The sequence below is a fragment of the Alcanivorax hongdengensis A-11-3 genome, assembly GCF_000300995.1.
Lineage (GTDB): Bacteria > Pseudomonadota > Gammaproteobacteria > Pseudomonadales > Alcanivoracaceae > Alcanivorax > Alcanivorax hongdengensis.
In genome coordinates this window covers 29,806-48,861 of the sequence record NZ_AMRJ01000022.1, presented here as the reverse complement: position 1 = coordinate 48,861, position 19,056 = coordinate 29,806, and the positions used below count along the sequence as shown (strand labels likewise).

The window sequence follows — 19,056 nt, the reverse complement described above, 5'->3', positions numbered from 1 at the left end:
ATCCCGTTGCCCGAAGGCGAACATGCAGTGAGGTAGCCCTATGCTCAGTAAAGAACTGGAAATGACGCTCAACGAGGCGTTTCGCCATGCGCGCAGCCATCGCCATGAGTTCATGACGGTGGAACACCTGCTACTGGCACTGCTGGATAACGACGCGGCGGTGGAAGTGCTGCGTGCCTGTGGCGCGGACATGGACGAGCTGCGTGATGCCCTGAGTCAGTTCATTGATGAATCCACGCCACTGCTGCCGGATAACGACCCGGAGCGTGACACCCAGCCGACCCTGGGCTTTCAGCGTGTACTGCAACGCGCCGTTTTCAGCGTTCAGTCCTCTGGCAAGAAAGAGGTCACCGGCGCCAATGTGCTGGTGGCCATCTTCAACGAACAGGAAAGTCAGGCGGTTTACTTCCTCAACTGCCAGGACATTCACCGCCTGGACGTGGTGAATTTCATTGCCCACGGCATTTCCCAGGTGCAGGACGCCGAGCCCTCCGTGGAACAGGAGCAGGAAGGCGAGGCCGGCGTGGAAGCCGGTCCGGCCAGCGCTCTGGACAGCTATGCCAGCAATCTCAACGAGCTGGCCCGGGCGGATCGTATTGATCCACTGGTGGGGCGTGCCTTCGAAATCGAGCGGGCCGCGCAGATTCTCTGCCGTCGCCGCAAGAACAACCCGCTGCTGGTGGGCGAGCCCGGTGTCGGCAAGACGGCCATCGCCGAGGGGTTGGCGCGCATGATCGTGGAAGAGAAGGTGCCCGAGCCGCTGCTCGATGCGGTGGTCTATTCACTGGATCTGGGCGCGTTGCTGGCGGGTACCAAGTACCGGGGCGACTTCGAAAAACGCCTCAAGACGTTGCTGGCGGAGCTCAAGAAAGAGCCTAATTCGATTCTCTTCATCGACGAGATTCATACCATCATCGGCGCCGGCGCGGCGTCCGGCGGTGTCATGGATGCCTCCAACCTGCTCAAGCCGTTGCTGGCATCCGGTGAGCTGAAATGCATGGGGTCCACCACCTTCCAGGAATATCGCGGCGTCTTCGAGAAGGACCGGGCCCTGTCACGGCGCTTTCAGAAGATCGATGTGGTGGAGCCGTCCGTGGACGACACCGTGGGCATTCTCAAGGGGCTCAAGAGCCGCTTCGAGGCGCACCACGATGTCAGCTACACCGATGGTGCCCTGAAGGCCGCCGCCGAGCTCAGTGCCCGCTATATCAACGACCGCTTCCTGCCTGACAAGGCCATCGATGTGATCGACGAAGTGGGTGCCTGGCAGCGGCTGCGTCCGGAAGACGAGCGCAAGCAAACCATTGACGAGGAAGACGTGGAAGCGATGGTGGCCAAGATTGCCCGCATTCCTCCCAAGCAGGTGTCTTCCTCCGACAAGGAGCTGCTGCGCAATCTGGAACGCGACTTGAAGATGACCGTGTTCGGTCAGGATGAGGCCATCGACACCATCGCTGCGGCCATCAAACTGTCCCGTGCGGGCCTCAAGGGTGAAAACAAGCCGATTGGCAGCTTCATGTTTGCCGGCCCCACCGGGGTGGGCAAGACCGAGGTCAGCCGTCAGCTGGCCCGTGCCCTGGGCGTGGAACTGGTGCGCTTTGACATGTCCGAGTACATGGAGCGGCATACTGTCAGCCGCCTGATTGGTGCGCCTCCCGGCTATGTGGGCTATGACCAGGGGGGGCTGCTCACCGAGGCGATCACCAAGACGCCGCACTGTGTGCTGTTGCTGGATGAAATCGAGAAGGCGCATCCGGAGGTGTTCAACATCCTGTTGCAGGTGATGGATAACGCCACGCTCACCGACAACAACGGCCGCAAGGCGGATTTCCGCAATGTGATCCTGATCATGACCACCAATGCCGGCGCGGAAGTGCTCAACAAGCGCAGCATCGGTTTCACCGAGCAGGACAACAGCAGCGACGGCATGGAGATGCTCAAGAAGGTGTTCACGCCGGAGTTCCGCAACCGCCTGGATGGCATCATCCAGTTCCAGCCGCTGACCACCAAGGTCATCCTGGGTGTGGTCGACAAGTTCCTGGTGGAGCTGCAGGCCCAGCTGGACGAGCGCGGCGTGGTGCTGGATGTGGACGAGGAAGCCCGTCAGTGGCTGGCGGAGAAGGGCTACGACAAGGATATGGGCGCTCGCCCCATGGCCCGCCTGCTTCAGGAGCAGCTCAAGAAACCGCTGGCGGAAAAACTGCTGTTCGGCGAATTGTCTCGGGCCGGTGGTCAGGTCAAGGTCACCGTCAAGGACGATCAGTTGTCCCTGTCCGTGCAGGAAGCTGAGGCCGAGCCGGCCTGACAGCAAGCTAAGTGGCGACAGGTGCCTAGAGGAAAAGACCCCGGCTTCGGCCGGGGTCTTTGCGTTGGGGCCGGCATTGAAAGAGGGGGTGGCGCAAGCGCGCAGCCATAAAAATACCCCTGGCTCTTGGGAGGCAGGGGTATTTTAGTGATCAGTGGTCCGCGCCAGGCGAGCCATTGACAGGTTATTTCATGCGGAAGGTGATGCGCCCCTTGCTCAGGTCGTAGGGGGACATTTCCACTTTGACACGGTCACCGGTGAGAATGCGGATATAGAATTTACGCATCTTTCCGGAGATGTGGGCCGTGATTACATGACCGTTGTCCAGCTTGACCCGGAACATGGTGTTCGGGAGCGTTTCAACGATGACACCTTCAAGTTCGATCTGCTCTTCTTTCGCCATCCAATGATTACCTTGGGTTGCCGGCTGTTAGCGAGGCGCAATTGTGCCGTAAAAGCCGGCGCCCTGCAAAGGGAGATCGGCCCGGGTGGCGCGGTGGGGCGGGTTCAGTCGTCCTGCAGTTCCTGCCAGTGGCCCTGGATCAGGATTTCCAGTGGCCGGTACTGGCTCTTGTAGCGCATTTTCTGGCACTGGCGGATCCAGTAACCCAGGTAGAGGTAGGGCAGTCCCTGGCGGCGGCAGTAGTCGATCTGCCAGAGCAGTGCCATGACACCCAGGCTGCGATCATCCAGGGTTGGATCAAAAAAGGTATAGACCGCCGACAGGCCGTCATCCAGCGTATCGGTCACCGCCACCGCGCGCAGTTTGCCCGCTTCCCGGAAACAGAAGAAATCCGTGTCTGCCCAGTCGCAAATCAGGAAGTTGTTGAACTGTTCCTCGGAGGGCGGATACATATCACCGTCACCATGGCGGTAATCGATATAGCTGGCATAAAGCTGATAGCACTCGCGGCTGAAGTGGGCGCGCTCGCGGGTCACCTCCAGGTCACCATTGCGTTTGAGAATGCGCCGGTGGCGACGGCGGGGGTGAAAATCCGCCACCCGCACCCGGGCGGGAATACAGGCCTGGCAGCCCTCACAATGGGGTCGGTAAAGATAATCGCCACTACGACGAAACCCCAGCTGGCTCAGTTCACTGTAGAGCGCCGGGGTCAGGGTAGCCTGCGGGTCCACGAACAGGGTGGACGCCTGGTGATCTTCCAGGTAGCTGCAGGCATGGGCCGGAGTGCGGAAGAACCGCAACGTGGACAGATCTGTCATGGCTTTAGTGTAGCCCAGTCATTGTGCCGGCTTAAATCCCTTGCCGGCGGTTAAAAACGGGCTGGCAACAGCGGTTGAAGTTGCGACCACTGCCAGCGATCGCGCGGCCAGTGTTCCGGGGGCACATGATCGGGAATCAGGCTGGCCAGCTGCTGCTCGAAATCCTGGCGGGAAATCAGCCGGGCGCCCAGGCGCATCAGGTGAGGGTTTTCCACCTGGGCATCAATCAGGGCGATGCCCAGCGCCGGGGCCAGGCAGGCGAGGGCGGCCAGCGCACTTTTCGAGCCGTTAGTGCGTGGCGAGACCATGGATTCGCCAAAGAACACCCCGCCGAGCTTGATGCCATAGATGGCCCCGGCGAGCTCGTCGTCCTGCCAGACTTCCAGGCTGTGGGCGTAACCCAGGGTATGCAATTGCTGATAGGCCTGGCACATGTCCTCACTGATCCAGCTGCCGCCGCCATCGGAGCGGGGAGCGGCGCACAGACGCATGACGGTGTCGAACTGTCGGTCCAGCGTAAAGGTTTGCTCGGTACGGTTCAGATGGCGTCGCAGGCTGCGGCTCAGGTGCAGCGTATCGGGGGTGAAGATGCAGCGGGGTGCCGGGCTCCACCAGAGAATCGGCTGGTGGTCGGCATCATACCAGGGAAAGATGCCCAACGAATAAGCCCGGAGAAGCCTCTCCGGGCTCAGGTCGCCGCCGGCCGCCAGCAGCCCGGGAGGGTCCTCCTGGGCGCTGGTGGTGGGCGGAAAGTCGCCGCCGGGAAGCAGCCAGGGGATCATCAGTCCTTGAGGCTGTCCAGGTACTTTTCGGCGTCCAGGGCGGACATGCAGCCGGCACCGGCGGACGTGACTGCCTGACGGTAGACATGGTCGGCCACGTCACCGGCGGCGAACACCCCGTCCACGCTGGTGGCGGTGGCGTTGCCGGCCAGCCCGCTGCGGATCTTGATGTAGCCGTCGTTCATGTCCAGCTGGCCTTCAAAGATATCCGTGTTGGGCTTGTGGCCGATGGCAATGAACACGCCCTGCAGGTCAATGTCCTTGCTGTTGCCGTCCTTGACGGACTTGATGCGCATGCCGGTCACGCCGCTGTCGTCACCCAGCACTTCTTCCAGCGTGTGATCCCACTCGACGCTGATGTTGTCCTTGGCGAGCAGCTTGTCCTGCAGGATTTTCTCGGCGCGCAGGCTGTCACGGCGGTGTACCAGGGTGACGTGCTCGGCAATGTGAGACAGGTACAGCGCCTCTTCCACGGCGGTGTTGCCGCCGCCAATGACGGCAACGCGCTGACCCTTGTAGAAGAAACCGTCACAGGTGGCACAGGCGGAAACGCCCTTGCCCATGAAGGCTTCTTCGGACTGCAGGCCCAGGTACATGGCAGACGCACCGGTGGCGATGATCAGGGCATCACAGGTGTAGGTGCCGGAATCGCCCTTGAGGGTAAAGGGGCGGTTGCGCAGATCGACCTCGTTGATGTGGTCATAGACCATCTCGGTGTCAAAACGCTCGGCGTGCTGCTGCATGCGCACCATCAGGTCCGGACCCTGCAGGCCTTCCACATCACCGGGCCAGTTATCCACTTCCGTGGTGGTGGTCAGCTGACCGCCGGGCTGAATACCGGTAATCACCACCGGCTTGAGGTTGGCACGGGCGGCGTAAACGGCAGCCGTGTATCCCGCGGGGCCGGACCCCAGAATAATCAGACGGTGATGTTGCACGTCGCTCATGTTTGTCTCCATTCACAATTCGTATGCGCTTTATATGAGGCATCTGCCTGCGCGTTCAAGGAGTTTTTCAGAGGCTCCCGAGGCGTGAGAAAGCTACAGTAAAACCGCGGGGCCGTGAAGCCTATGAGTACGATAGGGAACATCAAATACAGTGATGACGTCCAACGACCCGGCGGGGTTTTGTGCGATAATCGCCCACACGTTATGGCCGCCCGGCCCGCCGGCGGTGCCCGGCGCTGGCTTGAGGCGCCGGTTATGACTACAATCGCAATAATTTCAAATTGTTATCTGTTTTTCTTAACAACTTAATGAAGTGAGGGGCAGGGCGTGACAAAAGCATCCGCCGGGCAAGGACAGTCCGGATTTTCCCGCCATCTCAAGCGCGGACTGGTAGAAGGCATGGTGATTGCGCTGATTGCGCTGTCCCTGTACCTGTTGCTGGCCCTGATCAGTTTCGATAGCCGTGATCCGGGCTGGTCCTATGTGGGCGATACCCCGTCGGTTCACAACGCGGCGGGCCGCGCCGGCGCCTTCAGCGCCGACCTGCTGCTGGGCCTGTTTGGCTACATGGCCTATCTGTTCCCGGTCCTGGTGGCGTTCTGGGCCGCCAAGGTGCTGCGTGAACGCCATGCCGGGTTGCCCGGCAGCTGGCCATTGTTCAGCCTGCGGCTGGTGGGCTTTATCCTGACCATGGTGTCCGGCACCGCGCTGTCGTTCATGCATTTCTCCGTGGGGGCGCTGCCGGAAGGCGCCGGCGGCATTCTCGGGCACGAAGTCGGGGGCGCAGCCCTGGCCGGCTTCAACCCCTTGGGGGGCACCCTGATCATGGTGGCGCTGTTCCTGATTGGCGTGACCATCTTCACCGACCTGTCCTGGATTGCCCTGGCGGAAGGCACCGGCGCTCTGATACTCGCCGTGTTCGAGAAAATCCCCGCCTGGTGGCAGGCCCGCAAGCAACAGCGTGAGGAAGCCCGTCAGCGCAAGGAAGCCCGCGAGAAGCGCGCCAAGGTCATCACCGAGGCCAAGAAAAAGGCGGAAACCCGTACGCCGCCGAAGATCGCCAAACCGGCCAAGCCGGTGGAAAAGAGCGAGCGGGTGCAGAAAGAGAAACAGCAGAAGCTGTTTACCACCGAAGTCACCGGCGAGTTGCCGCCGCTGGGCCTGCTGGACCCGGTGGAGGACAGCAAGGGCGGTTATTCCGAGGAAGCCCTGGAGGGCATGTCGCGCCTGCTGGAAATCAAGCTCAAGGATTTCAATATCGACGCGGAAGTGGTGGCGGTACAGCCGGGTCCGGTGATTACCCGCTTCGAGATCCAGCCGGCACCGGGCATCAAGGTGTCCAAGATCACCAACCTGGCCAAGGATCTGGCCCGTTCGCTGGCGGTGATCAGTGTGCGGGTGGTGGAAGTGATTCCCGGCAAGACCACCGTGGGTATCGAGATTCCCAATGAGCAACGGGAAATGATCCGCTTCACCGAGGTGGTGGGCACGCAGTTGTTCGATCAGGCCGCCTCGCCGTTGACCATGGCGCTGGGCAAGGATATTTCCGGCAAGCCGGTCACCGGCGACCTGGCCAAGATGCCGCACCTGCTGGTGGCCGGTACCACCGGCTCGGGTAAATCCGTGGGCGTCAACGCCATGCTGTTGTCCATGCTCTTCAAGTCCACGCCGGAAGATGTGCGGCTGATCCTGATCGACCCGAAGATGCTGGAACTGGCGGTGTATGACGGCATTCCCCACCTGCTGACACCGGTGGTCACCGACATGAAGGAAGCCGCCGGCGCCCTGCGCTGGGGGGTGGGTGAAATGGAGCGGCGTTACCGCCTGATGGCGGCCATGGGCGTGCGTAATATCTCCGGTTACAACCGCAAGGTGGAAGAGGCGAAAAAGAAGGGCGAGCCGCTCAAGGACCCGCTCTGGAAGCCGGACGATCCCATGAACCTGGAAGAAGAAGCGCCGCTGGCCGAGCATCTGCCCTATATCGTTATCGTGATCGACGAATTCGCCGACATGATGATGATCGTTGGCAAGAAGGTGGAAGAGCTGATCGCCCGCATTGCCCAGAAGGCGCGGGCCGCCGGTATTCACCTGATTCTGGCCACCCAGCGACCGTCCGTGGATGTGATCACCGGCCTGATCAAGGCCAACGTGCCCTCGCGTATCGGTTTCCAGGTGTCCTCCAAGATCGATTCGCGCACGGTGCTGGATCAGGGCGGGGCCGAGCAGCTGCTCGGCCATGGTGACATGCTTTATTTGCCCGGTGGCACCAGTATGCCGGAACGGGTGCACGGCGCCTTTGTCTCAGATGAAGAGGTGCACCGGGTCTGTGATGACTGGCGCAAGCGCGGCGAACCCAACTATCTGGAAGAAATTCTCGATGGTGGCAGTGATCTCAACGCGCCCATGCCCGGTATGGAAGGGGCCGGTGGCGACAGCGATGACGAGAACGACCCGCTGTACGACGAAGCGGTGGCCTACGTGACCGAATCCCGCCGGGCCTCCATCTCGTCGGTGCAGCGTAAACTGAAGATTGGTTATAACCGGGCGGCCCGTCTGGTCGAAGCCATGGAAATGGCTGGCGTGGTCAGCGAGGCCGGCCACAATGGTCAGCGCGAAGTGATTGCGCCACCCCCGGTCTGACCGGACACAAGGAGATTCAATGAGGAAAATATTTTGCGGGTTGCTGCTGGTGCCGACCCTGGTATGGGCCGGCCCCACCGAGGAGCTGCTGGGCCATTTGCAGAGCCTGAAAACCCTCTCCGGGCAGTTTGATCAGACCATCCTGGATGCCAGCGGCACCCACCTGCAGGAAGCCCATGGCAACTTTCAGGTGGCCCGTGGCAACCGCTTTTACTGGCATACGCAGGACCCCTTCGAGCAGATTGCCGTGTCCAACGGCAGCAAGGTGTGGGTTTATGACGTGGACCTGGAGCAGGTGGTGGAGCGGCCGCTGAGCGCGGATCTGAGCAAGACACCGGCACTGCTGTTCGGCGGTCAGCCGGACGCGGTGGGCAAGGCTTTTCGCATTGCGGAAAAGGACCATGACGGCCAGACCGTGACCTATCGTCTTACCCCCAAGGGGGATGACCCGCTGTTCGAGCAACTGGATGTGACCTTCCAGGGGAATCAGCCCCAATCCATGCGCCTCAAGGACGCCCTGGGGCAGCAGACCGTGATCGATTTCCCCCAGGCGAAGGTGAACGGCAAGCTGGATGACAGTCTGTTTGATTTTCAGCCACCGGAAGGCGCCGACGTCATTCAGCAACAGTCACCGTAACCGACCATGAGTGACCTGTTCGCTGCCGATGCCGGCCAGCACGCCCAGCCGCTGGCCGCCCGCCTGCGCCCCACCAGCCTGGATGACTACGTGGGCCAGCAGCACCTGGTGGGCGAGGGCAAGCCGCTGCGTCAGGCCGCCGCCCGTGGCCAGCTGCATTCCATGATCCTGTGGGGTCCGCCGGGCACTGGCAAGACCACCCTGGCGCTGATTCTGGCCCAGGCGGTGGATGCTCAGTTCATCACCCTGTCGGCGGTGCTGTCCGGGGTGAAGGATATCCGCGCGGCAGTGGAGCAGGCCAAGGCCCGCCTCGGCCAGGGGCGCCGTACCGTGCTGTTTGTGGACGAGGTACACCGCTTCAACAAGGCCCAGCAGGATGCCTTTTTGCCCCATGTGGAAGAGGGCACCATCACTTTCATCGGTGCCACCACCGAAAACCCGTCCTTCGAGCTCAATAACGCGCTGCTGTCCCGGGCGCGGGTCTATCGCCTGCGTTCGCTCACCAGTGAAGACCTGGCGTCGTTACTGGATCGGGCTCTCAAGGAGCCCAGCCTGGACGGGCTGACACTGGACGATGACGCCCGTCAGCTGCTGCTCAATTACGCCGATGGCGATGCCCGGCGGCTGCTCAACATGCTGGAGGTGGCCGCGGACCTGGCCGATGACGCGCAGCCGGTGATCGACGCCGAGCTGATGGCCGAGGTGCTGCGCGATGCGGTGCGCCGCTTCGACAAAGGCGGCGACCTGTTCTACGACCAGATCAGCGCCCTGCATAAATCCGTGCGTGGCTCCGACCCGGATGCCGCCCTCTACTGGTTCGCGCGCATGCTGGACGGTGGCTGCGACGCTCTGTACATTGCCCGGCGCGTGGTGCGCATGGCCAGCGAGGACATCGGCAACGCCGACCCGCGCGCCCTGACCCTGTGCCTGCAGGCCTGGGATGTGCAGGAGCGCCTTGGCAGCCCGGAAGGGGAGCTGGCCATTGCCCAGGCCATTGCCTACCTGGCGGTGGCACCCAAGAGCAACGCGGTCTACAAGGCCTACAATCAGGCCCGGGCACTGGTGCGCGAGAAGCCCACCGATGAAGTGCCGCTGCATCTGCGCAATGCCCCCACGCAATTGATGAAGGACGAGGGCTTCGGGGCCGAGTACCATTACGCCCACGATTTTCCCGAGGCCTTTGTGCCCGGGGAAAACTACTTTCCCGTCAGCCTGCGCGACACCCGGCTCTATGAACCGGTGCCCCGCGGGCTGGAAATCAAGATGGCAGAGAAGCTGCGCCGGTTGCGCGCACTGAACGATAACAGCGACTGGCACCGTTACGAGGACTGATCGGGTCCCGGCCGGTCGCCACCCCTGACAGAGAACTGGAGTAAAACAACCATGCTGGATATTCGCGCCCTGCGGCAGGACGGCGAAGCGATCAAGGCGGCGCTGGCCAAGCGCGGCTACGAACTGGATCTCGAGGCCTTTGCCGCGCTGGATGCCCGGCGCAAACAGGCGGATGTACGCTCCCAGGAGCTGCAGGCCGAACGCAAGAAAGCCTCCAAACAGGTCGGTGAACTGATCAAGTCCGGCATGGACGTGGAGCAGGCCAAGGCCCAGGTGGCCGAGACCCTGAAAACCCTGGATGCGGAACTGGACCAGGAAGTGGCCAGCGCCAAGGCCATCCAGGATGAGATTCGTGAGTTTCTCATGGGCATTCCCAATGTGCCCCAGCAAGCGGTGCCCGCCGGTAAGGACGAGGAAGACAACGTGGAGGTGCGCCAGTGGGGCACCCCGAAGACCTTTGCCTTTGAACCCAAAGACCATGTGGACGTGGGCGAAGGCCTGGGCGGGCTGGACTTCGAGCGGGCCGCCAAGCTGTCCGGTGCCCGTTTCGCGGTCATGAACGGTGGCCTGGCGCGGCTGCACCGGGCGTTGATCGACTTCATGCTGGATATCCACACCGATGAGCACGGCTACCAGGAAGTCTACGTGCCCTACCTAGTGGGCCCGGAAGCCCTGCGCGGCACCGGCCAGCTGCCCAAGTTCGCCGAAGATCTGTTCAAGATGGAAGGTGAGCGCGAGCTGTACCTGATTCCCACCGCCGAGGTGCCGGTGACCAACCTGGCCGCCGACGAAATCCTCGAGGCGGACACCATGCCGCGCCGTTACGCCTGCCATACCCCCTGTTTCCGCTCCGAAGCCGGCAGCCACGGCAAGGACACCCGCGGCATGATCCGCCAGCACCAGTTCGAAAAGGTGGAGATGGTGCAGCTGGTTCGCGCGGAAGAATCCGACGACGCCCTGGAGGCGCTCACCGGCCATGCCGAAGCCATCCTGCAAAAACTCGATCTGCCGTACCGGGTGGTGATCCTGTGTGGTGGTGACCTGGGCTTTTCCTCCTCCAAGACCTACGACATCGAAGTCTGGCTGCCCAGTCAGCAGCGCTACCGGGAAATTTCCTCCTGCTCCAACTTCCGTGACTACCAGGCGCGCCGCATGCAGGCCCGCTGGCGTAATCCGGAAACCGGCAAGCCCGAACTGGTACACACTTTGAATGGGTCTGGTCTGGCAGTAGGGCGTACACTGGTGGCGATCCTGGAGAACTATCAGAATGACGATGGTTCGGTAACGATCCCCGAGGCACTGCGTCCCTACATGAGAGGCCTGGAGCGGCTGCAGTAATTACGCTCCCGGCAGGGGAACAGGGAGCAACAATGGAATTTTTACCTATCAGCTGGCGGCTTCAGGGCAAGCCCGCGTTGCTGGCCGGCGGTGGTGAAGTGGCGCTGCGCAAGGGGCGCCTTCTGCACCGATCCGGTGCAAAGGTCAGCGTGGTGGCACCGCAGGTGTGCGACGAACTGCGCGAGATTGTGGTGCAAAGTGGCGGTGCGTGCCTGCAGCGTGCCTTTGCACCGGCGGATCTGGACGGCCAGGCGCTGGTGATCTGTGCCACCGATAACCGTGATCTCAACGCCGACATTGCCGCCCAGGCCCAGCAACGCGGGCTACCGGTGAATGTGGTGGACAACCCGGCCCTGGGGGATTTTATCTTCCCGGCCATCGTCGACCGTTCGCCGGTGCTGATCAGCATCAGCTCCTCCGGCGCCTCGCCGGTGCTGGCGCGCAAACTGCGCAGCCAACTGGAATCCAGCCTGCCGGCCCGCTGGGGGCGCCTGGCGGATCTGATGGCGCGTTTTCGCCAGCCGCTCAAGGCCAAGCTCGATAACATTGGTGCCCGCCGCCTGTTCTGGGAACAGGCACTGGATGGCCCGCTGGTGGAGAAGGTCCTTGCCGGCAAGGATTCCGAAGCCGAGGCCATGCTGAGCGACGCCATCGACCAGGCCGACGCCAGTCGTCTGAGCCGTGGTGAAGTCTACCTGGTGGGGGCCGGCCCCGGTGACCCCGATCTGCTTACCTTCCGCGCCCTGCGCCTGTTGCAGAAGGCGGATGTGGTGCTCTACGACCGGTTGGTGGGCAAGGGTATTGTCGATCTGGCGCGGCGGGATGCGGAGCTGGTGTACGTGGGCAAGGCCCGCGACAAGCACGCGCTGCCCCAGGACAACATCAACGAGCTGCTGGTCCATTACGCCAAACAGGGCAAGAAGGTCTGCCGGCTGAAAGGCGGTGATCCCTTTATCTTCGGGCGCGGCGGTGAAGAGATTGATCTGATCGTCGCCGAGGGCATCGACTTCCAGGTGGTGCCGGGCATTACCGCCGCCAGTGGCTGTGCCGCCTATGCCGGCATTCCGCTCACTCACCGGGACCATGCCCAGTCGGTGCGTTTTGTCACCGGCCATCGCCAGGATGGCACCGTGACCCTGGACTGGCAGCACCTGGTCAGCGAAACCGAAACCGTGGTGTTCTACATGGGGCTGGTGGGTCTGCGGCAGATCTGTGATCAGTTGATGGCCCATGGCCGCCGGGGCGATACCCCTATCGCGCTGGTGTCACGGGGCACCACCGACCTGCAGGAAGTGATCACCGGCACCCTGGAGAGCCTGCCGGATGCCATCGAAGGCCGGGAAATCCATGCGCCGACCCTGATCATCGTCGGCAGCGTGGTCAGCCTGCATCCGAAATTTGGCTGGTTCAAACCCTGATCGGGTTTCACCACAGAGGGCACAGCGTTCCCGGCGGAAAGTCCCGATGGGTGCCGTTGATCCATGGCTAGCGGTTTGCCCGCGATACCGGGTGTTACTGTTCAATTCGCGGTTGTTAGCCCCTCTCCCTGTCCCTCTCCCGTAAACGGGAGAGGGGACCTGCCTGAAAGCCAGCAAGTGTTATGTGAGCAGCATTAGGCGAGACATCGGGCTTGGGGTTGTCGATTCGGTGCTCTCTGTGACCTCTGTGGTAGCAATCGCCAGCAGGCTGGCTCCTACAATAAAAGCGTCAAAGGCGGGTCCTGTTGCGTTCGTCCCAGAGCGTGCGGGCCTGTTCGCGGGCGTCTGACAGGCTGGCGGCCTTGTCCAGGCCCCACAGCGCCACGGCCACGGTCTGAATCACCGCCTCGCGGCCATAATCCTCGTCCTGCTGACCGCGCCACAGGGCCAATAGCGCCCGGGCGTCCGGTGTCCCGGGGGGCGTCTGGCGCGGCATGAGGCTATCGAGTTCGGTGCTCTCCAGAGGCTGGCCATGGCGGATGCCAAACAGTTGGGTGCGCGCATCCGGGCGGATTTCCAGTTCGCCGCCTTCGCCCTTGAACAGCAGCAGGTCACGGTCACCGGCCAGATCTGCGGCGCCCTGGTGCAGGGCGATATAGGCCGGATGGAAGACGCTCTGCATGGACAACGGTGCCCGGGCCGGATTCAGGCTGCGCGCCAGGGTGTTGATGGGGGAGCGCAACCCCAGGAAATAGCGCAGTGTCAGCAGCTCGGACAGGGGTGCGCAGAACTGCTCCAGTGGCAGGTAGGCAAGGCCCTGCTGTTGCAGATGCTCGCTAGCCTCTTGCGCATTGCTGGCCACCGGCAGGCCCAGTTGCATGAGCATCTGGTCGCTGTAATGGCGGGCCGGGGTATGGGCCGGGCCGCCGTGGAGCAGGGTGTGAATGCCCTGGTCCGCCAGCAACACCGTGGCCAGCAGATACCAGGGGTGGTGTTTCTTCTTGCCGGCATAGCTGGGCCAGTCCAGCTGCACCGGCGGCAAATCTGCCAGACGCTGATAGCAATAGGGGCGGCAGGCATTCAGAAAGCCGGCCAGTTCTTCCGGGGTTTCTTCCTTGACGCGCAGCAGCATCAGGAAGGCACCCAGCTGCACCGGTTCCACCTGGCCGTCGAGAATGGCCTGCATGGCGTCACGAGCTTCCTCGCGGGTCAGGCTGCGCCGGGCGCGTTTGCCGCGCCCCAGGGTACGCACAAAAGGCGCAAAGGCGTGTTCGGTCATGGTTTCCTCAATGAGCAGAGACGGCCCTGGAGGGCGGAGCCATCCACAGGGCAATCAGTACCAGCTGGTGCAGGGGCCGTGTTCCGCCAGCAGATCCAGCATGGCGTTGTGGTCCAGGGTCGGCAAGTCACTGGCGGGCATGTCCAATGTCGGGTGCTGCAGGCAGTAACCGGGACCCCGCAGGGGCAGGGTAGAAGCAAGCATCAGGCCCGCATCGGTGAAGATGCAGATATCACCCTCGTCATAGAGCGCCAGGAAGCTTTGCCCCTGGTCACTGTGCAGTTGCGAGAAGCCCAGCAGATGTATCATCAGAATACCCGTATTTCCCGCGCCTGGGCGCGCAGGGCGGCCAGGGTGTCATCATCCATCGGCTCCACCGGCAGCGGTAGCCCCGGATGCGCCTGCAGGGCCTGCTCGCTGGCCAGGCAGCGCACGCCGAAATCCGCCAGATTGACCAGGCTGTCATCGTGGCTGGCCAGCGCCAGCGAGGCGATACAGCCGTCGGTGAGCCACAGCGCCGTGGGCTGACCGAAGGCGGCGCCGGTGAGCAGCATATCCAGCATTTCCTGGAAGCGGCTGCTCAGAGGAGACGGACCGGTGGCGATGTAGAGGGTCAGATCAGCCAAACTGGATCACCTGTTCGCTTTGCCTCTGGGCATCAGCCCACTGGCCGAGCCCGGCGAGGGTAAAGCCCGGGGCCAGATTGCCATGGCGCTGTCGCTGGCTGGCCAGTTTGTCGTCGCAGACGCCACGGCGCTGGGCGGCGCCCACACAGACGCTGGCGTCCACCTCATGATCGCGAACAAACGCCTGCCAGAGCTGGGCCGCACCGGCCTGATCGTCGTCACCACGCCAGGCCAGGGCATTGGCCAGCGACACGCCATCACCATAAAAAAACAGCCGGTAAAGGCTGTGCTCGGGGTGGTTGATCAGGATTTGTGCGGTGCGAAGTGCGGTGAGGGCGGCGGGGCAATCCGGCGCCGCCATCACCAGCAGGGAGAAACGCATCAGTCGTCGCCGAGGCTGAGGATGCTCAACAGGGACATGAACAGGTTGTACAGCGACACGAACAGGGTCACGGTGGCCATGATGTAGTTGGTCTCACCGCCGTGGATGATGGCACTGGTCTGCCACAGGATCAGCAGGGATGACAGCAGCACGAAGGCGGCAGAGACAGCCAGATGCAGGGCTGGAATCTGGAAGAACAGACCCGCCAGGCTGGCCAGGAAAGCCACCAGAATACCGGTCATGATGAAGTTGGTCAGGAAGCTGAAGTCCTTGCGGGTGACCAGTGCAATGGCGCTCATCACCACGAAGATGCCGGCGGTGCCGCCCAGGGCCAGGGTAACAATATCCATGCCGCCCTGAACCTGGGCATACATGTTGATGATCGGGCCGGTGGTAAAGCCCAGCCAGCCGGTCAGGCCGAACACGGCAAGAATGCCCCAGGCGCTGTTGCGCAGGGCGTTGGTGGCAAACAGCAGGCCGAAGTAGACCAGAATGGTCATCAACGGGTTGATATAGCTGATCTGGTTGACCATGGCGAACCAGGCGGCGCCGGTGGCCACCATCAATGACAGGCCCAGCAGCATGTAGGTATTTTTCAGTACTCTGGCGGCCTGTTCGCCACGTACCGAGGTTGCCTGACTGTGGGAAACGGCGTATGGGTCCATCCGGTTATTCATGATCACACCAAGGTTGAGAATTGTTACTCAGATCATAAGGGCGAGGGCCCCAAAATCAAGGTGTAAAACAGGAAGTTAATTGCACAAATGTTGCACGTCACAGCGTTGACTGTGAAGAACTCTCAGGTATGATGGCTGCCTTCCGGAGGGGTGGCTGAGTGGCCGAAAGCAACGGTCTTGAAAACCGTCGACGGGAGACCGTCCGTGGGTTCGAATCCCACCCCCTCCGCCAAACAACAAAGGCGCCCAAACGGGCGCCTTTTTTGTTTGGCCGAGGGCGGATGATGAGAGACCACCGGGTTCGAGCGAGCTGGCTGCCACAGTGGGGCTTCGCTAATGCCTCTAAACGCGCTTGCCGCCACCGATGATTTCACCGAAGCGTTCCAGTGCGGCCAGTCCTTGTACATCTTCTTCCTGTAATGGCACCGGCCGGCGCGGCAGTTTGCCCAGTACCTGCTCGATTTCCGCCAGGTATTTGTCCTGCTGGCGCCGGCGTTTGGCCAGAAAATCCCCGTCCGCCGCGTCTGGCAGCAGCCGGTTGACCAAGGCGCCGGCGACGGGAATGTGGTTTTCACGCAGAGCATCCACCGCGCGGCGGGTTTCCAGAATCGGCAGCTTTTCGGCGGTGAGCACGAACAGAAAGGCGCTGCGCTCGCTGTCGCAGAGCAGGCGTCGGGTGCGGTGGAACAGCCGTTGGCGCTTGAGCAGGGTGTCAGCCAGCTCACGGCTGCGCGGGTCCAGGTCGGCACCGGCGTGTTCGCCGGGGTCCTGTAGAGGGCTGTCCAGATCCTTGCCCGGGGTCAGGTGATTGAGTACCTGGCCCAGTTTGCGCGCCCGGTCATTGTGGCGCAGCAAACCGTCGGTCCAGGCCGCCATCACTTCCGGCAGGCTCAACAGGCGCAGGGTGTGGCCGGTGGGTGCGGTGTCGAAGATCAGCAGGTCGTGGCGCAGCAGTCCATCTTCCATCAGGTGGGCCAGGCGCTCCAGCAGGGCCGCTTCCTGGGCGCCCGGGGCCTGGCGGTTGAGGCGCAGCTGTTTCTCCAGGGCATGGACCTGGTCCGGGCCGGCAAAACGGCGCATCTGGGCACTGACCCGGTCCAGGTAGGCATCGACCTCCTGCTCCGGGTCCAGCTCCAGGGCTGACAGGTTGGCGGCCAGCTGCACGGCTTCACCGCCGATGGGGCGTTCGAAGGCGTCGGCCAGGCTGTGGGCCGGGTCAGTGGAGATCAGCAGCACGTCGCGACCGAGGGACGCGGCCCGTACCGCCAGCGCCGAAGCGCTGGTGGTCTTGCCCACGCCGCCTTTGCCGCCGACCATCAGCAGCCGCTTGTGCAGTAGCAGGGCGTCAATATCCAGCATCAGCAGCAACGAAAATGATCGAGGGGCGAGCGTTCCATGCCCATGCGGGTATGCCAGTCATGGAAGCGCTCCATCAACAGGGGCTGCAGTTCCAGGGTGCTCCAGGCCGCCGGGTTGGGCACGCCCATCATTTCGGCAAAGACCAGCAGCATGAACAGATCCTCTTCGTCGCGCCGGGCCCGGGCGATGGCGGCGCGATAGGGGGCGTTGTAGTAGGTGGCGATACCGGCGTTGAGCCGGCGAAACCACTGGCGAGTCTGTGTAAGGCGCTGTCCCATCAGGCCTCTCCGGTGCTTTCCTGGCGACTGCGTTTCAGTGCTGCCACGCATTCCAGCGTCACCAGAATGGCGGCCACCAGCACCACCGCATCCAGGCCCAGCAGGAACCATTTCGATTGCTCGAAGAACTGCTTGAGCTGAATCAGCAGGGCCGCCAGGGTCATGACCAGCAGAAAGACCAGCGGTGCCAGGGTGTAGATGGCGGGTCGGCCACGGCGCACCAGCATGATGGTGATCACCAGCAGGGTCAGCCCGGCCAGCAACTGGTTGGTGGTGCCGAACAGGGGCCAGATCAGCAGGCCGCCGGAACCATCCGCGCCGCCGGCACCGAAGGCCAGCAGCAAACAACTGATCACCGCCAGCAGGGTGGCGGGGAAGGGTTTGCCCATCCATTTTTGCTGATAGATTTCTCCCCATTCCTGGAAGATGTAGCGCTGCAGGCGCAGGCCGGTATCCATGGTGGTACCGGCGAACAGGGCGGCCATTACTGTGAGCAGGGTGGCCGCCACGCTGGCATCCAGCCCCAGGCCATTGGCCAGAATAGCCGCGCCGCCGTCCACGAAAGCCGTCAGGCTGCCGGAGCCGAACGCAGTATAGACTGCCTGCCAGTCCGCCAGGCTGGCGAAGCCGGCGGTGGCGGCGAGAATGGATGCCAACGCCAGCGCGCCTTCCCCCACGGCACCAAAGTAGCCCACAAAACGGGCATCGGTTTCCCGGTTGAGCTGCTTGGAGCTGGTGCCGGAGGCGACCAGGCCATGGAAACCGGAAATGGCGCCACAGGCGATGGTCACGAACAGTAACGGCAGCAGCGAGGGCGTTCCGGCCGGCACGTCGTGGTTGATCATGGGCGCCACCACCGTGGGGTTGGCCAGCAATACCGCGCCATAAAGCAGGATCAGGCCCACAAACAGTTGCAGCCCGTTGATGTAATCCCGCGGTTGCAGCAGCATCCACACCGGCAGTAGCGAGGCGATGGCGGCGTAGGCAAACAGCAACAATATCCAGTTGGCACTGGCGGACAGGCCCATGAAGGAATCGGGCAGGGAGACCGGCACCTGCGGGCCCACATAAATCAGCGCATACAGGGCGACCACCCCGACAATGGAGACGATGCCCAGGCCGATAATTCGCCGGTAGATCAACTGGCCGATCACCAGCGCCACCGCAATGGCACCCCAGACCGGAACCACCGCGCCGGGATTGTTGATCAGCAGTTTGGCGATCACCACGCCGAATACCGCATTGACCATCAGCAGCACCAGGAAGATGACAATCATGAAGACGCTGCGAGCGCGGCCGCCGACCACCTCCCCGGTGAGGGCGCCCACGGATTTGGCGCGATTGCGCACACTGGCCCAGATAGCCCCGCTGTCATGCACGCCGGCAAAGAAGATGGTACCGAAGACCACCCACAGGAAGGCGGGCAGCCAGCCCCAGATCACGGCAATGGCCGGCCCGACAATGGGAGCGGCGCCGGCCACCGAGGTGAAATGGTGACCCCAGAGCACGTAACGGTTGGTCGGCACGAAGTCGACGCCGTCTTCGTATTCATGGGCCGGGGTGCGAAAATCCGGATCCAGCTGGTAGATCTTTTCGGCGATAAAGCGTGAATAGAGAAAATAGCCTGCGGCCATGCCGCCCAGGCCGAGGAGGAGTAGAATGATGGCACTCATTGTTTTGTCCTTGTCTTTGCGTCAAGGGTCAGCCGGCACTGACAGTATCCGCTATCTTTGGCCGGCATGGGGTCCGGCGTCAACGCGACCAAAGGCGAATGGTCACCGTGGAAAACTGACCCTAGGCATTGGCCGTTGCGGGCGCTAGGCTTGTTGTCACAT

General features: G+C 62.6%; 18 protein-coding genes and 1 tRNA gene. 7 read left to right on the top strand and 12 right to left on the bottom strand.

The window, feature by feature from the left end; genetic code table 11:
* Nucleotides 1-40: 40 nt before the first annotated feature.
* Complete coding sequence (gene clpA, locus A11A3_RS12875; protein WP_008929747.1) at nucleotides 41-2,305, top strand: ATP-dependent Clp protease ATP-binding subunit ClpA; 2,265 nt, start codon at nucleotides 41-43, stop codon at nucleotides 2,303-2,305.
* A 184-nt stretch (nucleotides 2,306-2,489) separates the two neighbouring features.
* Here clpA and infA read toward each other — a convergent pair whose 3' ends face one another.
* From infA to trxB, 4 genes are all read right to left on the bottom strand, one after another.
* The gene (infA, locus tag A11A3_RS12870) at nucleotides 2,490-2,708 is read right to left on the bottom strand and encodes a translation initiation factor IF-1 (RefSeq protein ID WP_008929746.1); all 219 of its coding nucleotides are present in this window, start codon (nucleotides 2,706-2,708) and stop codon (nucleotides 2,490-2,492) included.
* A 104-nt stretch (nucleotides 2,709-2,812) separates the two neighbouring features.
* Nucleotides 2,813-3,526, bottom strand: coding sequence for an arginyltransferase (locus A11A3_RS12865; RefSeq protein WP_008929745.1), 714 nt, complete (start codon nucleotides 3,524-3,526; stop codon nucleotides 2,813-2,815).
* Nucleotides 3,527-3,576: 50 nt separating this feature from the next.
* A complete protein-coding gene (gene aat, locus A11A3_RS12860) occupies nucleotides 3,577-4,308 on the bottom strand; it encodes a leucyl/phenylalanyl-tRNA--protein transferase (protein WP_008929744.1) in 732 nt (243 codons plus the stop codon).
* Nucleotides 4,308-5,255 carry a thioredoxin-disulfide reductase gene (gene trxB, locus A11A3_RS12855; RefSeq protein WP_008929743.1) on the bottom strand — a complete coding sequence of 316 codons (948 nt, stop codon included), beginning with the start codon at nucleotides 5,253-5,255 and terminating at the stop codon, nucleotides 4,308-4,310. The genes aat and trxB overlap by 1 nt, the downstream gene beginning before the upstream one ends.
* Nucleotides 5,256-5,654: 399 nt before the next feature.
* Between trxB and A11A3_RS12850 the strand changes: the two genes are divergently transcribed.
* Genes A11A3_RS12850 through cysG form a run of 5 tightly spaced genes read left to right on the top strand, consistent with a single transcriptional unit; the run spans nucleotide 5,655 to nucleotide 12,620 of the window.
* On the top strand, nucleotides 5,655-7,895 hold the full coding sequence (locus A11A3_RS12850; RefSeq protein ID WP_008929742.1) for a DNA translocase FtsK: 2,241 nt from the start codon (nucleotides 5,655-5,657) through the stop codon (nucleotides 7,893-7,895).
* 19 nt (nucleotides 7,896-7,914) lie between these two features.
* Entirely contained in the window at nucleotides 7,915-8,532 is a 618-nt protein-coding gene (gene lolA, locus A11A3_RS12845; RefSeq protein ID WP_051011819.1) for an outer membrane lipoprotein periplasmic chaperone LolA, read from the top strand.
* 6 nt (nucleotides 8,533-8,538) lie between these two features.
* The gene (locus A11A3_RS12840) at nucleotides 8,539-9,864 is read left to right on the top strand and encodes a replication-associated recombination protein A (RefSeq protein WP_008929740.1); all 1,326 of its coding nucleotides are present in this window, start codon (nucleotides 8,539-8,541) and stop codon (nucleotides 9,862-9,864) included.
* 51 nt (nucleotides 9,865-9,915) lie between these two features.
* On the top strand, nucleotides 9,916-11,202 hold the full coding sequence (serS, locus tag A11A3_RS12835; protein ID WP_008929739.1) for a serine--tRNA ligase: 1,287 nt from the start codon (nucleotides 9,916-9,918) through the stop codon (nucleotides 11,200-11,202).
* A 32-nt stretch (nucleotides 11,203-11,234) separates the two neighbouring features.
* The gene (gene cysG / locus A11A3_RS12830; protein ID WP_008929738.1) at nucleotides 11,235-12,620 is read left to right on the top strand and encodes a siroheme synthase CysG; all 1,386 of its coding nucleotides are present in this window, start codon (nucleotides 11,235-11,237) and stop codon (nucleotides 12,618-12,620) included.
* Nucleotides 12,621-12,909: 289 nt separating this feature from the next.
* Here cysG and A11A3_RS12825 read toward each other — a convergent pair whose 3' ends face one another.
* Genes A11A3_RS12825 through A11A3_RS12805 form a run of 5 tightly spaced genes read right to left on the bottom strand, consistent with a single transcriptional unit; the run spans nucleotide 12,910 to nucleotide 15,584 of the window.
* Nucleotides 12,910-13,899 (bottom strand): glycosyl transferase family protein, encoded by a 990-nt coding sequence (locus A11A3_RS12825; RefSeq protein WP_008929737.1) that lies wholly within the window; start codon nucleotides 13,897-13,899, stop codon nucleotides 12,910-12,912.
* Between the two features lie 54 nt (nucleotides 13,900-13,953).
* Nucleotides 13,954-14,208 (bottom strand): hypothetical protein, encoded by a 255-nt coding sequence (locus A11A3_RS12820; protein ID WP_008929736.1) that lies wholly within the window; start codon nucleotides 14,206-14,208, stop codon nucleotides 13,954-13,956.
* Nucleotides 14,208-14,525 carry a hypothetical protein gene (locus tag A11A3_RS12815; protein ID WP_008929735.1) on the bottom strand — a complete coding sequence of 106 codons (318 nt, stop codon included), beginning with the start codon at nucleotides 14,523-14,525 and terminating at the stop codon, nucleotides 14,208-14,210. Before A11A3_RS12815 ends, A11A3_RS12820 begins: the two co-directional genes overlap by 1 nt.
* Nucleotides 14,518-14,907 carry a sulfurtransferase complex subunit TusD gene (tusD, locus tag A11A3_RS12810; protein WP_008929734.1) on the bottom strand — a complete coding sequence of 130 codons (390 nt, stop codon included), beginning with the start codon at nucleotides 14,905-14,907 and terminating at the stop codon, nucleotides 14,518-14,520. The genes A11A3_RS12815 and tusD overlap by 8 nt, the downstream gene beginning before the upstream one ends.
* The gene (locus A11A3_RS12805; RefSeq protein WP_040297181.1) at nucleotides 14,907-15,584 is read right to left on the bottom strand and encodes a Bax inhibitor-1/YccA family protein; all 678 of its coding nucleotides are present in this window, start codon (nucleotides 15,582-15,584) and stop codon (nucleotides 14,907-14,909) included. The genes tusD and A11A3_RS12805 overlap by 1 nt, the downstream gene beginning before the upstream one ends.
* Before the next feature lie 144 nt (nucleotides 15,585-15,728).
* Here A11A3_RS12805 and A11A3_RS12800 point away from each other — a divergent pair.
* Nucleotides 15,729-15,816 (top strand) — tRNA-Ser (locus A11A3_RS12800).
* Nucleotides 15,817-15,926: 110 nt separating this feature from the next.
* On the opposite strand, the gene A11A3_RS12795 is transcribed toward A11A3_RS12800, so the two are convergent.
* Genes A11A3_RS12795 through A11A3_RS12785 form a run of 3 tightly spaced genes read right to left on the bottom strand, consistent with a single transcriptional unit; the run spans nucleotide 15,927 to nucleotide 18,894 of the window.
* Nucleotides 15,927-16,943 carry an ArsA family ATPase gene (locus tag A11A3_RS12795; RefSeq protein WP_040297188.1) on the bottom strand — a complete coding sequence of 339 codons (1,017 nt, stop codon included), beginning with the start codon at nucleotides 16,941-16,943 and terminating at the stop codon, nucleotides 15,927-15,929.
* On the bottom strand, nucleotides 16,943-17,221 hold the full coding sequence (locus A11A3_RS12790; protein WP_008929731.1) for a cory-CC-star protein: 279 nt from the start codon (nucleotides 17,219-17,221) through the stop codon (nucleotides 16,943-16,945). The genes A11A3_RS12795 and A11A3_RS12790 overlap by 1 nt, the downstream gene beginning before the upstream one ends.
* On the bottom strand, nucleotides 17,221-18,894 hold the full coding sequence (locus tag A11A3_RS12785) for a carbon starvation CstA family protein (RefSeq protein WP_008929730.1): 1,674 nt from the start codon (nucleotides 18,892-18,894) through the stop codon (nucleotides 17,221-17,223). The genes A11A3_RS12790 and A11A3_RS12785 overlap by 1 nt, the downstream gene beginning before the upstream one ends.
* Between the last annotated feature and the right edge of the window lie 162 nt (nucleotides 18,895-19,056).

What these genes read in the sequence shown, in the direction of transcription:
- A11A3_RS12820 (WP_008929736.1), bottom strand. Translation starts at nt 14,208, where the DNA reads ATGATACATCTGCTGGGCTTCTCGCAACTGCACAGTGACCAGGGGCAA.
- A11A3_RS12805 (WP_040297181.1), bottom strand. Translation starts at nt 15,584, where the DNA reads ATGAATAACCGGATGGACCCATACGCCGTTTCCCACAGTCAGGCAACC.
- serS (WP_008929739.1), top strand. Translation starts at nt 9,916, where the DNA reads ATGCTGGATATTCGCGCCCTGCGGCAGGACGGCGAAGCGATCAAGGCG.
- A11A3_RS12865 (WP_008929745.1), bottom strand. Translation starts at nt 3,526, where the DNA reads ATGACAGATCTGTCCACGTTGCGGTTCTTCCGCACTCCGGCCCATGCC.
- A11A3_RS12795 (WP_040297188.1), bottom strand. Translation starts at nt 16,943, where the DNA reads ATGCTGGATATTGACGCCCTGCTACTGCACAAGCGGCTGCTGATGGTC.
- A11A3_RS12790 (WP_008929731.1), bottom strand. Translation starts at nt 17,221, where the DNA reads ATGGGACAGCGCCTTACACAGACTCGCCAGTGGTTTCGCCGGCTCAAC.
- A11A3_RS12785 (WP_008929730.1), bottom strand. Translation starts at nt 18,894, where the DNA reads ATGAGTGCCATCATTCTACTCCTCCTCGGCCTGGGCGGCATGGCCGCA.
- lolA (WP_051011819.1), top strand. Translation starts at nt 7,915, where the DNA reads ATGAGGAAAATATTTTGCGGGTTGCTGCTGGTGCCGACCCTGGTATGG.
- aat (WP_008929744.1), bottom strand. Translation starts at nt 4,308, where the DNA reads ATGATCCCCTGGCTGCTTCCCGGCGGCGACTTTCCGCCCACCACCAGC.
- A11A3_RS12840 (WP_008929740.1), top strand. Translation starts at nt 8,539, where the DNA reads ATGAGTGACCTGTTCGCTGCCGATGCCGGCCAGCACGCCCAGCCGCTG.
- A11A3_RS12825 (WP_008929737.1), bottom strand. Translation starts at nt 13,899, where the DNA reads ATGACCGAACACGCCTTTGCGCCTTTTGTGCGTACCCTGGGGCGCGGC.
- A11A3_RS12850 (WP_008929742.1), top strand. Translation starts at nt 5,655, where the DNA reads ATGGTGATTGCGCTGATTGCGCTGTCCCTGTACCTGTTGCTGGCCCTG.
- tusD (WP_008929734.1), bottom strand. Translation starts at nt 14,907, where the DNA reads ATGCGTTTCTCCCTGCTGGTGATGGCGGCGCCGGATTGCCCCGCCGCC.
- infA (WP_008929746.1), bottom strand. Translation starts at nt 2,708, where the DNA reads ATGGCGAAAGAAGAGCAGATCGAACTTGAAGGTGTCATCGTTGAAACG.
- trxB (WP_008929743.1), bottom strand. Translation starts at nt 5,255, where the DNA reads ATGAGCGACGTGCAACATCACCGTCTGATTATTCTGGGGTCCGGCCCC.
- clpA (WP_008929747.1), top strand. Translation starts at nt 41, where the DNA reads ATGCTCAGTAAAGAACTGGAAATGACGCTCAACGAGGCGTTTCGCCAT.
- cysG (WP_008929738.1), top strand. Translation starts at nt 11,235, where the DNA reads ATGGAATTTTTACCTATCAGCTGGCGGCTTCAGGGCAAGCCCGCGTTG.